Source organism: Paractinoplanes tereljensis (assembly GCF_016862435.1).
GTDB lineage: Bacteria > Actinomycetota > Actinomycetes > Mycobacteriales > Micromonosporaceae > Actinoplanes > Actinoplanes tereljensis.
On record NZ_BOMY01000041.1, the window covers coordinates 193,496 to 208,801 of the forward strand.

Below are 15,306 nucleotides of genomic sequence, written 5' to 3' on the forward strand. Positions count from 1 at the left end.
GACGCGTCCAGCCGAGGACGCGACATCGGGCCGTGGAGGCACCGCCATGACACTCGACTCCGTTCTCTCCCGCCGCGCTCTGCTGATCGGCGCCGGGCTCACCGCCGGCGCCGGGGCCGGCCTGCTGAGGTCCGCTCCCGCGCTGGCCAAGGCTCCCGTGTTCAGCGCCTACCACGGGGTCTCCGGCGCGACCCACCAGCAGCGCTTCGACAGCCTGAGCCAGCAGGGCTACCGGATGGTCTCGGTCAGCGTCTACGGCGACCGGTTCAATCCGCTCTACGCCGCGGTCTGGGTGCAGCGCGGCGGACCGGCCTGGGCCGCCCTGCACGGCCTCGACGCCGCCGGGTACCAGGCGAGGTTCAACCAGCTCGCCGCGGACGGATACGTCGCGATCCGGGTGAGCGCCACCGGCAGCCGGGCCAACCCGGTGTTCGCCGCCATCTTCGAGAAGCGCCCGCCGGGCACCTGGAAGGCCCGGCACGGCCTGACCGACGGCCCCGCCACCACCCCGGGGACGCTGGCCAACCTGATGAGCTGGGCCCGCAGCAACAACTGCATCCCCACCTCGCTGACGATCTACGGCGGCCCGGCCGACCGCTCCTATGCCGCCACCTGCGTGCCGAACCCGGCTCAGGTCGGCTGGCGGGCACACGCGATGGGCAACTCCGGCGATTACCAGGGTTGGTTCGACCGCTACAACGGGCTGGGGATGCGGCCCACGGTGGTCGACGCGTCCGACGACCTGCAGTACGCGGCGATCTTCACCAACGACAACATCGGCGCCTGGGTGGCCCGGCACGACCAGACGTCCGCGCAGTACCAGGCCGAGTTCGACACCCAGGCGGGCCAAGGCCGCTACCCGATCTCGGTGCAGGGTGGCGGCCTCGGCGCGGGCATCCGGTACGCATCGGTCTTCGCCGGCGTCTGAGGCCCCTCAGAGCCGGGCTCAGAGCCGGGCTCAGAGCCGGGCGAACTCCTCCGAAGTCAGCTCGATGTCGCCGGCCGCCAGGTTCTCCTCCAGATGGGCCACCGACGAGGTGCCCGGGATGGGCAGGATCACCGGGGAGCGGTGCAGCAGCCACGCCAGCGCGAGCTGGTTGACCGACACGCCGTGCCGGGCCGCCGACGCGGCCAGGGCGGTGTCGGCCATCCCGGTGCCGGCCAGCGGGAACCACGGGAGGAAGGCGATCTTCTCCTGCTCCGCGTAGGCGAGCACGTCGTCCGCCGTACGATTGGTGAGGTTGTAAAGATTTTGAATTGAAGCGATCGGGGTCACCGCCTGAGCGGCCCGGATCTGCTCGACGGTGACCTCGGACAGGCCGATGTGCCGCACCTTGCCCTCGCGCCGCAGGTCGGCCAGCGTGCCGACCTGGTCCTCGATCGGCACCTGCGGGTCGACGCGGTGCAGCTGGAGCAGGTCGATGCGCTCCAGGCCGAGCGTGCGCAGGCTCAGCTCGGTCTGCTGGCGCAGGTACTCCGGGCGGCCGACCGGCACCCACTCGCCCGGGCGGGGACGGGTCAGGCCGACCTTGGTGGCGATCACCAGGTTCTCCGGATAGGGGTGCAGGGCACGGCGGATCAGGTCGTCGGTGACGAGTGGCCCGTACGCGTCTGCGGTGTCGATGAGCGTGACGCCGCGCTCGACCGCCCGGCGCAGCACGGCGATCGCGTTGTCCGGGTCGGCCGGGAATCCGAAGACGCCGGGGCCGGTGAGCTGCATGACGCCGTAGCCGAGACGGCCGACGGTCAGGTCGCCGCCGATGGTGAAGGTTGACATGCGTCCCACCGTGCGTCCGGGGCATGCCGGTCGCCCAGACCCGGCTTTTGGTACCCCTGGCAGGGTCAGGAAACCCGCCCGATGGCGACGCATACTTGCCTCATGACGACGCCGAAGATCGCCGGCACCCTCGGCGAGTTCCTGCAGTGGCACCGCGCCCGGGTCACCCCCGAACAGGCCGGCCTTCACCTGTACGGGGATCGGCGCCGCGTCGACGGCCTGCGGCGCGAGGAACTGGCGATGCTGGCCGGGGTCAGCTCGTCCTACTACACCCGGCTCGAACAGGGGCAGTCCCGCAACGCGTCCCCGCAGGTGCTCGACGCGCTGGCCGCGGCGCTGCGGCTGGACGAGACCGCGCGGATGCACCTGCACCGCCTCGGCACCGACGGCGCCGGCCCGCGTCGTGTCCGGCGGCCCGCGGTCGAGAAGCCCGAGCCCGGGTTGCTGGAGCTGCTGAACGCGCTGGCGACGGTGCCGGCGATGGTGGTCGGCGCCCGTAAGGACGTACTCGCCTGGAATCCGCTCGGGCACGCCCTGTTCGCCGGGCACCTCCCGGCCGACGCCCCGGCGTCGCCGGCGGCCCGGCCGAACATCGCCAAGCTGGTCTTCCTCGACCCGGAGACGCGCGAGCTGTTCGCCGACTGGGACGCCAAGGCCCGCGCCGACGTCGGCTGCCTGCGGCTGTTCGCCGGCCAGTTCCCGGACGACCCGGCCCTGGCCGAACTGGTCGGCGCCCTGGCGGTGGCGAGCCCGGAGTTCGCCGCGCTGTGGGCCGACCACCGGGTGACCGCCTGCACCTCGTCGATCCTCGAGCTGCGGCACCCGCTGGTGGGCCGGATCACCGTCACCGAACAGGGCCTGAGCACCGCCGACCCGATCGGCCAGCGCCTGGTGACATACACGGCCCCGGCCGGCTCCCCCTCCGCCGAGGCCCTGACTCTGCTGGCCCAACTGGTCGGCGACGCCGCGAGGATTGAGTACTCACCACTCAGGACATGAGGGTGGGGGTTGCTTAGGTTCGCCGGCATGACGTTATCTCGGGCCGCGCTGGCGGCCCTGACCTGCGGTGGCCTTCTGCTCTCGACCGTCCTCGCGGCGCCGGCCCGGGCCGATGACGGGCGGCGCTACGAACTGTCCGATCTGCGGGTGTGTGACCTGTCCGCCTGCTACCTCGCGCTGGCCGTGGTGGACTCCGACGGTGACGGCACGGCCGACGCCGATGAGATCGCGCTCGGCACCGATCCGCTCGACGCGAGCAGCCGGCCGCCGCTGAAGCTGGTGCTGGACGCGACCCTCGACGGGAAGCTGCCCACCTACGAGCTCGGGTTCGGCACCTGGGGTGTGTTCCCGGAGGAGTTCGTCAAGGGCCTGGAGAAGAAGTGGTACGCGGGTGGCGGGTCGGGGCTGCCGTCCGAGGTCTTCGGGATCCCCACCCGCAAGGACACCTTCGCGCTGGCCGGGATCGACGCGGGGCTGCTCAAGGACGCCGGCATCGACCTGCCGTGGATCAACGGGCTGTCCTTCGGCCTGGCCGACCTCACCGGGTCCGGCAAGGATATGAAGATCGACCTCGGCCGGTTCAACCCCAGCTGGTACGGCGCATACGAGAACCCGACCGCGCTGTGGGAATCCGACCACGGCGGCGTGGTGGATTCGGACTCCGACGAAACGAGAACGGCCAACAAGTACGTCGACGGAACCTACTCGATCACCAAGCCTGACTCGGCTGGGTGCGAGGACACCTGCATCAGCAGAACAACCACCGAGTACTACGACCCGGAACTGAACACGATCGGGTCGTCGACCGACGAGACATACATCGGCCTGGACATGAAAAAACACCACGTCCAGACGCTGCGGGACAAGGACGGGACCATCCTGAAGCAGGTCGAGCTGCAGGAGCACGACGGCGCGTCCCGCAATGACGTCACCGATACCAGGGCCACCGGGAAGTCGAAGGAACACACGGATACGACGTCCGGCAAGGACGGCCAGGACACCTCGAGCACCACCCGGCAGAAGTGCGACGCCAACGGCGAGAACTGCACCGACGGGATGACCACCGGTGACGACTACACCGGTCCGGCGCTTCCGGGCACGGCCTGGCTCTCGCACAAGGAGGCCGCCGCCGCGATGGCCAAGCTGCTCACCGCGAAGGGCACGACGGTCACCCCGGTCCAGTTCGCCCCGTCCGTGATCGGCGTGCTGACCGACGACGACGTCAACGACCTCCTGCGCCGCCGGGACCTGATCTCGCTGTTCTCGGGCGACGACCTCAGCGCCAACGTCGGAGCGATAGTCATCGGGGGCGGCTGGAACGAAGCCGACCCGGAGACCCGCCCCGACCTGCCCAACCCGCTCGACGGCGCGACCGGCAGCGGCGCCTGCACCTCCGACGGCGTCAAATGCTGAGCTCACTCCGCGAGGTGATCCCGAGCTTCGCGTAGGCGCGGGACAGATGGTTCTCCACCGTCCGTACTGACAGGACCAGCCGCGCGGCGATCTCGGCGTTGTTCGCCCCGCCCGCCGCGAGCTCGGCGACGAGGCGTTCGCGGGCAGTCAGCGGATCGGTGGGTGTGGGTGCCCCGGCCAGTGGCGGCGTGGCCGGGTCACCCACCTCGTGCGCGAACTCCGCGGCCCGGCGCCGGGCCGCGGCCGCGACCCGGCCGGAGGCGCACCGGGCGGCCATCGCGGCGGCCTCGGCCGCGTACAGCGGCGAGCCGGCGGCCCGGAACGCGGCCGCGGCTTCCAGCAGAATCTCGGAACTGGCCCGGTCCAGCCCGGTGGCCAGGGACAGCCGCGCCACCCCGATCGGCGAGTCCACGGCGAGCGCGGTCAGCCGGGCGAGCACCCCGGCGCCGTCGTGCATCCGCAGGCGCTCGTGCAGGATCCAGGACTCGGCCGCCACCGCCCGTTCCCGCGCGGCCTGGGCCTGACCCTGCCGCAGCGCGTCGCGGGCCTCGGCGTGCCGGCCCTCGGCGTACGCGGCCCAGCCCAGGGCGATCGGCACGGTGTGCCGCAGGAACCCCAGACCCGCCTCCGGCGACCGCAGGTGCGCCACCCACGCCGGATCCGGGGCCAGGCCGCGGCAGCCGTACGACACGGCCAGCACGCTCAGGCTGACCCGGGTGCAGTCGGTCATCCCGGCGGCCGCCGCCGTCACCAGGCTGCGCCGGGCCCAGCGAGCCGCGTCGTCCAGGTGCCCGGCCTGCAGGCGAGCCGCGCCGACGCAGACGGCGGCCCAGGCCCGCTCGAAGACGACCCCGTCGGCCCGGGCGCCCTCGTAGGCCCGTTCGGCCGCGCGGGCCGCGTCGTCGAGCCGGCCGTGCTCGCGCAGCGCGTGGCTCGCGTACACCAGAAGTTTGTCGCGGGTGCCGGCATCGGCCTCCGGGCCGGCGCCGGTGACCCGGTCGAGCAGTTCCTCGACGACGGCGACCGCCTCGCCGGTCCGGCCGATGTGGGCCAGCGCATTGCTGCGGCTGGTCGCCAGCATGGCCCGGACCGGCAGCGGCAGCCGGGCGCCGTCGCCGATCACCGCGGCGATGGCGAGGGCCTCGTCCGGGAACCCGGCGTAGGCCAGGGCGTCCGCCTCGGCCACCGCGAACAGGGCGCCGACCGGTGCCCCGGCCGGATACCGGGCGGACTGCTGCCGCAGCACCTCCCGGGCGGCCGGCAGGTCGTAGCGGCCCCAGAGGACCACCTTGTGCAGGGTCACCGCGAGCAGGGCGGAGTCCGGGCCGGGCGGGGTGCGGTCCAGCGCGTCACGCAGGACGGTCACCGCCTCGTCGGCCCGCCCGGTCTCCCAGAGGGTGACCGCGAGAACCAGGGCGGCACCCGGAATGGCCCCGAGACACGCCCGGGCCAGCCGTTCCGCGATGTCGGTGGCACCGCCGGCCGCCGCGACCCGGGCCGCCGCCAGCAGCCGCTCCGGTTCCACGGCTTCACCGGCGTCCAGGCTCAGCACGGTGCACCGGACGTGGTCGTGCGGGGCGAGCGTGCGGGCGACCGCGAGGTGCTCGCGGAGCACCGCCCGCCGCCGGGCCGGCGACAGCCCGTCCCACAGCACCTCGGCGAAGAGCGGGTGCACGAACCGCGCGGTCTCCCCCGCCCAGACCGCGATCCCGTGGGCGACCAGGCGCTCGGTTCCGGCGTGGTGCCCGGCCAGCTCGACCTCGCCGTCGGTGGCCCGGCCGGTGGCGGCCAGGAAGCGGGCGGCGGCGACCGCGTCGTCGGGCAGGCCTTCCAGCCGGGTCGGCAGGAGGCTGCGCAGCCCGGTCGGGACCGGCAGCGGCCCGGCGGCGTGCCAGCCGACCGCCGAGCGATGCAGCGCGCCGGAACGCCGCGCGCCGTCCAGCAGCTGGGTGACGAACAGGGCGTTGCCGCCGGTGCGGCGCCACACGTCGTCGACCACCCCGGCGTCGACCGGGCCGTCCAGCAGGGCGTCGACCAGTTCCTCGGTGGACGCCCGGTCGAACGCCGCGACCGGCAGGAGCACGGTGCTGGGCGAGGCCGCGAGCTCGGCCACCGCCGGCGGCACCCGGCCGTCGACGGTCCGCACGGTGCCGACCAGGGTGCGTCCGGCGTCGCGGGCGACCCGGACCGCGACGGCCAGCGAGACCTCGTCGCACCCGTCCAGGTCGTCGACCGCGAGCACCGCGCCGGCCGGGACCGCGTCGAGCACCTGGGCGACCATCTTGGCCAGTGACGTCGTGGCCGGGTCGAGCAGGTGGGCCAGGGCGGCCAGCGGGACGTGCGCCAGGCCCCGGGTGCCCCAGGCGCGGACGGCCGGCAGCGCGGTGGACACGGCGTCGAGCAGGCGGGTCTTGCCCACCCCGGCCTCGCCGGTCACCAGGACCACATCCGTCCGTGGATCGCGCACCGCGGCGAGGACGTCGCCGAACTCCCGCGTCCGGCCGATCATCGTCATGCCGGGATCATCTCGCATCGGGGCCGCTCCATCGCGGTACGCCCCAAGACATTGACGGATGTGAAATGGTTTGATCATGCGGACGTTCCTGTGTGGACTCGTTACTGCGGTCCTGGTCGCGACGAACCCGGTCCCCGCCGTCGCGGCGGCGGGAAAGCAGCCCGCCGCGGCGGCAGCGGCGGGGAATCAGCCGTACGCCTCGTATTGGCACCCGAACGGCATCCTGTCCTGGGACCCGGCCACCGACCCGGACGCCCGCTTCAACCGCTCCCGGGTTCCGCTTGCCGCCCGTACCTCTGATCCGGCCCTTAAAGCCAACGCCGGCGCCCGGGCCGGCGAAGGCCGGATCGCCTCCCTGGTCTCCTTCGCGCCGACGTCGAACAATCCGTCGCAGGGTGCGCTCGACCCGAACTACTACGCGTTCCCCTACTGGCAGTACATCGACTCGCTGGTCTTCTGGGGTGGCTCGGCCGGCGAGGGCCTGATCCTGGCCCCGAACCCGACCGTCATCGACGCCGCGCACCGCAACGGGGTGCGGGTGTACGGCACGGTGTTCTTCCCGCCGACCGCCTACGGCGGCCAGATCCAGTGGGTGCGCGACTTCGTCCAGAAGTCCGGCAGCACCTATCCGGTGGCCGACAAACTCGTGCAGGTCGCGCGGTACTACGGCTTCGAGGGCTGGTTCATCAACCAGGAATCCGCCGGCGGCAACACCGAACTCGCCACCGAAGTACGCAACGCCATGACGTACGCGCGGGGCCAAGGCCCGGTCGAGTTCATGTGGTACGACGCGATGACCGAGAGCGGCTCAGTGTCCTGGCAGGACGGCCTGAACACGGCCAACGACGCCTTCCTGCAGGACGGCTCGACCCGGGTCGCCGACTCGATGTTCCTCGACTTCGGCTGGAGCGCAGCGAAGCAGAACACCTCGCGCAGCACCGCCCGCGGGCTCGGCCGCAGCGAGTACGACCTGTACGCCGGGATCGACACCGAGGCCAACGGATACAACACCGCGGTCGGCTGGAGCTCCGTCTTCCCGGCCGGCCAGCCGCACGTCACCGGGCTCGGCCTCTACCGTCCGGAATGGACATACAAGTCGGCCACCTCGCGCGCCGATTTCTACGCCCGCGACGCCCGCTACTGGGTAGGTGCCAACAGTGACCCGTCCGACACCACCACGACGTCGGCGTGGAAAGGGCTGGCCAGTTACGTCGCCGAGTCCACCCCGGTGACCACCAAGCCGTTCGTGACCAGCTTCAACGCCGGCCACGGCGACCTCTACGCGATCGACGGAACCGTCCTGGGCAACACCGGCTGGAACAACCTGTCGCTGCAGGACGTGCCGCCCACGTACCGCTGGATCGTGCAGTCGGCCGGTACCAGGCTGACGCCGAGCATCGATTTCGCCGACGCCTACGAGGGTGGTAGCTCGCTGAAGCTGGCCGGCCGGCTGGACGCCGCCAACACCGTGCGGCTCTACCAGACCCGGCTGCCGGTGGCCGCCGACACCCGGCTGTCGGTCGTCGTCAAGAATCCGGCGCCCGGCCCGACGAACCTGTCGGCCGCGGTGTCCTTCGCCGACGATCCCACCGCGTTCACCTATCTCGATCTGGGCGCCACCAGCGGCACGGGCTGGGAAACCAAAACCCTAGACCTCTCCGGGTACGCCGGACGCACGGTCACGCAGCTCGGGTTGCACGCGGAGGCCCCGGAACCGGTCGACTCCTACGCCGTGCGGGTCGGCCGGCTCGCCCTGTACGACGGTGAGGTGGACACCGTCGCCGCTCCTTCCGAGCTGACCGTGCTCGGCGCGACCGGCGTGTCGCTGCGCCTCGGTTGGATCGCAGCCGCCGGCCCGATACACCACTACGACGTCTTCGCCCGGCACAGCGACGGCACCCGCACCTATCTAGGCGGCACCACCAACGACGCGTACTTCGTACCCCGCTTGGACCGCACCGGCTCCGAATCCAGCACCACCGTCGAGGTCGAAGCGGTCGGCGCCGAAGGCGGCCGTTCCGCGGTCGCCAGCACCGAGGTGCCGTGGACCGACGAGCCCGTCCCGTCGAACCGGATCTACGAATTCGAGGCCTGGGGCATCTGAGCGCCCAGGCCCGCGAGGCGGCGGCGGAGGGTGGCGGCGGCGGACTCGTCGATCGCCGCCAGCAGCTCGATGGCCGGCCGCCAGGCCGCCCCGGCCGCCTTCCGGTCGCCGGCCGCGACGCAGGTGTCGCCGAGGTGGGTCAGCAGGGTGGCCTCGGCGAAGCGGTCCTCGGCCCGGCGGGCCATCGCGACCGCCGTGCGGTAGGCGTCCGCGGCCCGGTCGTACTCGCCGAGATGGTGGTGGGCGTAGCCGATGCTGTCCCAGGTCTCGCCCAGGCTGCGGTGGTCGGCCGGGTCGATCAGGGCCAGCGCCCGCCGGCAGTAGGTGAGCGCCCGGGCATGGTCGCCGAGCCGGCCGTGGCACCAGCCCACGGCGTTGAGCGCGGTGGCCAGCTCCGCGGTGTCGCCGGCCTGTTCCGAGCAGGCCAGGGCCAGCTCGGAGTGGTGCAGCGCCCGTTCGACGTCGTCGCGGGTGTCGTACATGTAGGACAGCGAATGGTGGGTGACGGCCTGGCCGGTCAGGTCGCCCGCCTGCTCGTACAGTCGCAGCACCTCCTGCAACTGGGCCTCGGCCTCGGCGTCCCGGCCCAGCAGGGTGAAGCCGTGGGCGAGCCGGCGGTGGGCGTACGCCCGCGCGGCGGTGTCCGGGGCGACGCGTAGCGCCCGTTCCCACGAGCTGACCAGGTCGTGCCAGTGGCCGAGCCGTTCCAGAGCGGTGTCGGCGGCCCAGGCCAGCTGCCACGCCGCCCGGCCCTGGCCGGTCTCGGCGGCCCGGCCCAGGACGGCGAGCAGGTTGGCTCGTTCGACGGCGAACCAGGCGGCCGGGTCGGCCGGATCGTCCGTGCTCGTGCCGTGGGCCGGCGCGGTGATCGGGAGGACGCTGGCCCGGCGCAGCGGGTTCAGCAGCCGGTCGGCGGCGGCTGCGGAGTGCAGGTAGTGGTCGGCGAGCCGGGCGAACGCCTCCTCCGGCCGGTCGGCCGAAGTCATCAGCTCCATCGCGTACGCCCGGAGCAGGTCGTGCAGGGCGTACCGGCCGGGGCGGTACTCGACCAGCAGGGACGCCCGGGTCAGTTCGGCCAGGCCGGCCCGGACGTCGGTGCCGGCCAGGCTCTCGGCCGCACGTCGGCCGAAGTCGGGTCCGGGGTGCAGGCCGAGAAGGCGGAACAGGTGAGCGCCGGCTGCGGTGAGGGCCTGATAGGACCAGGAGAACACGGCCCGCACCTCGGTCCGCGAGTCGCCGGCGTCGAGCGAGTCCAGTTGCCGTCCGCCCCGGACCAGCTCGTCGGCGAGCGCCGCGAAGCTCGACTCCTGGGCGCGAGCGGCGACGATCGCCAGGGCGAGCGGCAGTCCGGCGCACAGGGTGACGACCCGGTCGGGGACCCGCTCGGCCCCGAGGCGCCGCTGCAGCAGCTCGCGCGACTCGGCCGGGGACAGCACGTCGAGGGCTAGGGGCCGCGCGCCGTCCACGGCGACCAGCCCGGTCAGCCGGTTGCGGCTGGTCACCAGGACGACGACGGACGAGGTGCCGGGCAGCAGCGGCCGGACCTGGTCGGCGTCGCGCGCGTTGTCGAGCACGACCAGCATCCGGCGGCCGCTGATCAGGCTCCGGTACCGGGCCGCCTGCGCTTCCAGGCCCTGGGGCACGCCGGCGGCCGGCACGCCCAGCGCGTCGAGGAACCGGCGGACCGCGTCGACCGGCTCCGTGGTGCGGCCGCCCGGGTCGAACCCGCGCAGATTGACGTAGAGCTGCCCGTCCGGGAAACGGGCCGCCACCCGGTGCGCCCAGTGGACGGCCAGCGTGGTCTTGCCGACCCCGGGCGGCCCGGTGATCAGGCCGATCGGTACGGCGGTGGGCTGCTCGGCGCTGCCGGCGAGGACCTCGTCCAGCCGGGCCAGCTGCGGTTCCCGGCCGGTGAACCCCCACGCGTCGGACGGCAGCAGGGCCGGTCCGCGGCGGGCGGCCGGAACCGGCAGCGGCTCCTCACTCAGCAGTTCCCGGTGGACCTGCCGGAGCGCGGCACCCGGCTCGGTGCCGAGGTCGTCGACGAACCGGGCGCGCACCGTCCGGTAATGCTCCAGTGCCCGGGCCCGCTGCCCGCCGGCGGCGAGGGTGTGCATCAGCTCGGCCGCGACCGCCTCGTCGTACGGATGGTCGGCGGACAGCCGCAGCAGTGCCTCGACCGCGCCGTCCAGGTCGCCGCCCTGCCGTTTCGCGGCGGCCCACGACAGGATCGCCTCGACGTAGCGCCGCTGCCACGCCTCCCGTTCCCGCTCGGCCCACTCGCCCGCCAGGCCACTCAGCGGTTCGCCCCGCCACAGCGCGATCGCCTCGCCGAGCAGTCGCACCCGGTCGGCCGGAGCAACGCCGGCCCGGGCCACCAGATCGCGGAAGCGGCCGGTGTCGGTCGCCCCGGGCGGCAGGTCCAGCACGTAACCGCCCGAGCGCCGGACCACCGCGGCGGGCGCTCCGGCGGCCGCGCAGAGCTGCCGGATGCGCGAGATGTAGACGTGCAGGCTGTGCCGCACCCGCTGGGGCGGGTCGGCGCCCCAGACCCGTTCGAGCAGCACGCCCGGCGAGACCGGCCGCCCGGCCTCGATCGCGAGCACGGCCAGCACCGCGCGTTGCCGGGACGCTCCGGCGTCGACCGGGGAGCCCGCCACGCACACCTCGATCGGTCCGAGGACTCGAACCTCCATGCCACCATCCCCCGCGCCGGTGGGCCAACCGCGCGGATGATGCTATTCGGCCGGGTGTGTACAAGCTACGCAGCGTCGGGTTTTCGATAACGCGGCGTTATCCGGCGGCGACCGGCCGCAGGAACCAGGACTGGGCAATTCCGCCGTTGCAGCCGTACTCCCAGATGGTCGTGCCCGGCGTCGCCCGGGCGTTGTCGAGGTCGAAGCACTTGCCGGACAGCGGGGTGGTCAACCGCACCGCCGGCGCCGACGGCGGCCCGGAGAGGTACTCGACCGTCCAGTACTGCGCGAGCATGTACAGCTGGGTCGCGACACCGTGGCAGGTGATCGGGCCGATCGGGGTCTGGTCGGCACTGTTGGCGTAATTGATGTCGTAGCAGGCCGCCGGGTTGTCCTTCGGATGGATCGACACGTACTGCGCGCCGCGCCGCTCGACCGTCACCAGTTGGTGCGTGGTCGGCGCGCACGGCTGCCCGACCAGGAGACCGGTCGTATCGTCGGCGCAGGTCCCGGCGCTCGCGTTGACGACCTGGTAGGTCGTCTGCCCGGTACCGAGCCGGGTGTCGAGGTCGACCGACGCCGCCCCGACCGGGCCCAGCCCACCGGCGGCGACCTCGACCGGGGCGGCGAACCCGGGGCCGGTGGACAGGGCCGTCCAGGCCTGCGCCTGATAGGGGCCGCAGCAGCGGTACACGAGTCCGATGTCGACGTTGCCGTCCCCGTTGAAGTCACCCGGCTGCGGCGTCACCGCCGCGGTGCACCAGGCGTTCGGTCCCGAGTCCCAGGCGGTGACCGGCGCACCGAGCGTCGACGCGTCGGCCGTCGTCCACCGCCACAGCTGCGTCTGGCAGACGGTGCGGTCCACGGTCGCGGCCAGGTCGGCCCGGCCGTCGTGGTTGAAGTCGCCGGCGACGAACTTGGCCGGACCCCAGCACAGCGTGTTCGCGCCCGAGCTGTAGCGCAGCTGGCCCCAGCCCGAGGTGAGGGTGGCCGACGTCTGGTGGAACCGCATCTCGGTGCCGCAACTCCCGGCGTCGGAGATCTCGTAGACGTCGGCACGCTGGTCGCCGTCGAAGTCGCCCACCGCCACCGCGATCGTCGACCAGCCGAAGGCGCCGCCGGTGAAGCTCAGCGGGGCGGCGAACGCCGGTGCCTCCGGCCCGCCCGTGGCCACGAACAGGTAGCCGAGCCAGCCGTTGCCGTTGTCGTACGCGGCGAGCACGTCGTCCTTGCCGTCGGCGTTGAAGTCGCCGGCCGCCGCCTTGATCTTCCCGGCCTGCCAGCCCGCCATCCGCCGCAGTTCCGGGCTGCTGAGCAACTGGTTGCCGTCCGATCGTTGCACCGACAGCAGGGCGTCCGAGCCGGACTGGGTGAAGGTCGCCACGTCGGACCGGCCGTCGCCGTCGAAGTCGCCCGGGGTGGCCGCGAACTGGCCGTTGACGTAGATGCCGGCATTGCCCTGCGGCGCCTGGGCCGGGCCGAAGACGGCGGGGGCCGCGGTCGAACCCCACCGCCACAGCGTGCTGCGACCGCCGCCCACGTCCCCGGCCACGGTGAGGTCGGCCCGGCCGTCACCGGTGGCGTCGCCCGGCACGTGCGGCGTGCCGGTCGCCGGGTCGGCCCGGAAGCGGGCGGTGGTGGCGGTGCCGATCGTGCCGTCGGCCTTGACCGAGGCGACCGACAGGCTCGCGTAGGCCAGCGCCGGAGGCGGCACCACGGTCGCCGTCGCGGTGCCGCCGAGCCCGGCCGGCACCCACTGGCCGAGGGCCGCGTCGGCGTCGGCGGCGACGCCGTACCGGTAGCCGACGATCCGGCCCGCGTCGGCACCGGCCGGGGCGAACGTCACCGCGGCGCTCTGCCCGGCGATCGAGTGTGGGCCGACCGGGGGCGGGATGCCGAGGCCGATCCGCAGGATCAGATCGGTGCTGCTGAGCGCGGGTGGCTGCGGGGCCACGTTGTCCACCACCAGATAGCAGCTCGGGCTGGGCGCGCCGGCCATCCCGCTGTCGGTGTCCAGGCCCTGCACCTGCCAGGAGACCGCGGCGCCGTCGGCGAACGCCGCCGCCGGGATCGTGGTGGCGTGCGCCGAACCCGAGGTCAGGCCGGCCGCCTCGTCCAGCGGGGCGTACTGCGGCGCGACGCCGGTCACCGACCAGCGGGCTCGCACCAGGTCACCGAGGCCGGCATCGGCGTCGGTCAGCACGGCCGACAGCTTGAGGCCGTTTGTGGTGTTGACGTGGGTGGCGCTCGCGGCCGACGCGCCGCAGACCGTCTCGGCCGACGGCCCGACCCGCAGGTCGCCGAGCGACGGCTGGGCCGGTGCGTGGTCGTAGCGGATGCGCAGGACCGCCGTCCCGGAGTCGAACCGCTTCCACTGCAGGTTGGTGCCCTCGTTGACCGCGCGCAGGCCGAGAGTCAGGTCGGACCAGCCCTGACTGAAGCCGTACTGCACCAGGCCGGTCGCATCGAAGCTCACCGTGCCCGGTCCGGCGCAGCCGTTGGCGTTGCCGACGGCGTGATTGCCGGCCGCCTCCGCGGTATGGCCGTCCCAGAAGGGCTGGGAGTTCCAGGTGGTCGTGGACGAGATGCCGCCGGTGATCCACAGCTTCGCGTTGGAGGCGGTGTTGCAGGTCCACGACCACTTCTGGGTGATCTCGAAGTTCGAGCTGAGAACGGTCGCCCCGGCCGCGCCGTAGGTCTCCATCCGGAACAGCGAGCGGACCACGTACGGCGTGCTGTTGCAGGTGTTGCCGGTGTAGCTGTCGCAGGTCAGGCCGGCGCCCGCGTCGCCGTAGGTCGCGGCGTTGCTCATGAACGTCCGCTGCCAGAACGCCGAGCCGGCCAGGTCGGAGCGGCTGGCCACGACCGACCAGGCGTTGCCCGACTTACCGCCGGTGAAGATCGGGTCGATCGACACCGGATAGCGCGTCGCCGGGTCGGCCAGAAAACCCTTGTCCGGTACGACGTGCAGGTTCGCGCCGTCGAGACGCTCCCCCATCGCGCGCATCCTCGGCGGCGCGCCGGTGAGCGCGTTACCGCTCGCGTCCCACATCATCGCCCGAGGCGAGGTGAACACTTCCGCACCGGACCCGTCGACCGCCCGCACGCCCCCGTCGGCCGCCGCGGACAGCTTCACCCCGTTCGCCGAGGTCCCGAATGTCACCGTCGACAGCTTCGGGTTGGCCGCCGCGGCCGCCGATTTCACCACCAGCACCTCGGAGAACCCCTGGGCCAGCGCGGTGACCTTCAGGTCGACCCCGGGCAGCACCTCGGGGTAGGTCGCCGACGGTCCGGCGACGACCGGTTCCGGGAGTGGGGCGGGCCAGGTCAGCGCCACGCTGCGGGTGCCGGACGCGATGGTGGCGAACGGCCCCGAACCGCCGGCCGAGAACGTCACCGGCAGCAGCGTGGCCACCGGGGTCAGGGTGTCGCCGGTGCGCCGCAGGGTCGTGTCGAGCCCGGTCCACGACCCGTCGGCCCGGCGCACCCAGCGCGGCGTGACGTAGTTCTCGGTCGTCGCGGTCCCGTCCCGCTCGATCACCGTCCGGGACGCCTCGGTACGCCGGTCGAGCGCCTCGACGCCCCCGCCGCACGACTTGGCCACCGCCGCGGCCGCCCCCGCGTCGGCCGCCGCGTCGGGACAGGAGGAGGGCGCCGCGTGCGCCGGCCGGGCCGGGACGAACGGCAGGGTGAGGGCCGCGAGCGTCACGGCGAGAACGAGCGCACGTCCTGATCGAAACGTCTGAGTCAGCACCGGCACAGCATCGGCCGCACCCCTCACGGCACTGTCAACAGAACCTCA

Annotated in this window: 8 protein-coding genes; 4 read left to right on the forward strand and 4 right to left on the reverse strand. The window is 73.2% G+C overall.

The window, feature by feature from the left end; all coding sequences use genetic code 11:
- Positions 1-46: 46 nt before the first annotated feature.
- A complete protein-coding gene (locus Ate02nite_RS31530; RefSeq protein ID WP_203811493.1) occupies positions 47-928 on the forward strand; it encodes a hypothetical protein in 882 nt (293 codons plus the stop codon).
- A gap of 30 nt (positions 929-958) precedes the next feature.
- On the opposite strand, the gene Ate02nite_RS31535 is transcribed toward Ate02nite_RS31530, so the two are convergent.
- Complete coding sequence (locus Ate02nite_RS31535) at positions 959-1,777, reverse strand: aldo/keto reductase (protein ID WP_203811494.1); 819 nt, start codon at positions 1,775-1,777, stop codon at positions 959-961.
- A 102-nt stretch (positions 1,778-1,879) separates the two neighbouring features.
- On the opposite strand from Ate02nite_RS31535, the gene Ate02nite_RS31540 reads away from it, so the two are divergent.
- On the forward strand, positions 1,880-2,776 hold the full coding sequence (locus Ate02nite_RS31540) for a helix-turn-helix domain-containing protein (RefSeq protein WP_203811495.1): 897 nt from the start codon (positions 1,880-1,882) through the stop codon (positions 2,774-2,776).
- A 27-nt stretch (positions 2,777-2,803) separates the two neighbouring features.
- Positions 2,804-4,189, forward strand: coding sequence for a thrombospondin type 3 repeat-containing protein (locus tag Ate02nite_RS31545; RefSeq protein WP_203811496.1), 1,386 nt, complete (start codon positions 2,804-2,806; stop codon positions 4,187-4,189).
- Here the strand turns inward: Ate02nite_RS31545 and Ate02nite_RS31550 are convergent.
- Positions 4,179-6,722, reverse strand: a complete 2,544-nt coding sequence (locus tag Ate02nite_RS31550; protein WP_239147832.1) for a helix-turn-helix transcriptional regulator — start codon at positions 6,720-6,722, stop codon at positions 4,179-4,181. The two genes, Ate02nite_RS31545 and Ate02nite_RS31550, sit on opposite strands and share 11 nt — an antisense overlap.
- A 58-nt stretch (positions 6,723-6,780) precedes the next feature.
- Between Ate02nite_RS31550 and Ate02nite_RS31555 the strand changes: the two genes are divergently transcribed.
- On the forward strand, positions 6,781-8,808 hold the full coding sequence (locus Ate02nite_RS31555; RefSeq protein WP_203811498.1) for an endo-beta-N-acetylglucosaminidase: 2,028 nt from the start codon (positions 6,781-6,783) through the stop codon (positions 8,806-8,808).
- On the opposite strand, the gene Ate02nite_RS31560 is transcribed toward Ate02nite_RS31555, so the two are convergent.
- Entirely contained in the window at positions 8,781-11,504 is a 2,724-nt protein-coding gene (locus tag Ate02nite_RS31560; protein ID WP_203811499.1) for an AfsR/SARP family transcriptional regulator, read from the reverse strand. The two genes, Ate02nite_RS31555 and Ate02nite_RS31560, sit on opposite strands and share 28 nt — an antisense overlap.
- A 97-nt stretch (positions 11,505-11,601) precedes the next feature.
- A complete protein-coding gene (locus tag Ate02nite_RS31565; RefSeq protein WP_203811500.1) occupies positions 11,602-15,213 on the reverse strand; it encodes an FG-GAP-like repeat-containing protein in 3,612 nt (1,203 codons plus the stop codon).
- Positions 15,214-15,306: the final 93 nt, after the last annotated feature.

What these genes read in the sequence shown, in the direction of transcription:
- Ate02nite_RS31530 (WP_203811493.1), top strand. Translation starts at nt 47, where the DNA reads ATGACACTCGACTCCGTTCTCTCCCGCCGCGCTCTGCTGATCGGCGCC.
- Ate02nite_RS31535 (WP_203811494.1), bottom strand. Translation starts at nt 1,777, where the DNA reads ATGTCAACCTTCACCATCGGCGGCGACCTGACCGTCGGCCGTCTCGGC.
- Ate02nite_RS31540 (WP_203811495.1), top strand. Translation starts at nt 1,880, where the DNA reads ATGACGACGCCGAAGATCGCCGGCACCCTCGGCGAGTTCCTGCAGTGG.
- Ate02nite_RS31545 (WP_203811496.1), top strand. Translation starts at nt 2,804, where the DNA reads ATGACGTTATCTCGGGCCGCGCTGGCGGCCCTGACCTGCGGTGGCCTT.
- Ate02nite_RS31550 (WP_239147832.1), bottom strand. Translation starts at nt 6,722, where the DNA reads ATGCGAGATGATCCCGGCATGACGATGATCGGCCGGACGCGGGAGTTC.
- Ate02nite_RS31555 (WP_203811498.1), top strand. Translation starts at nt 6,781, where the DNA reads ATGCGGACGTTCCTGTGTGGACTCGTTACTGCGGTCCTGGTCGCGACG.
- Ate02nite_RS31560 (WP_203811499.1), bottom strand. Translation starts at nt 11,504, where the DNA reads ATGGAGGTTCGAGTCCTCGGACCGATCGAGGTGTGCGTGGCGGGCTCC.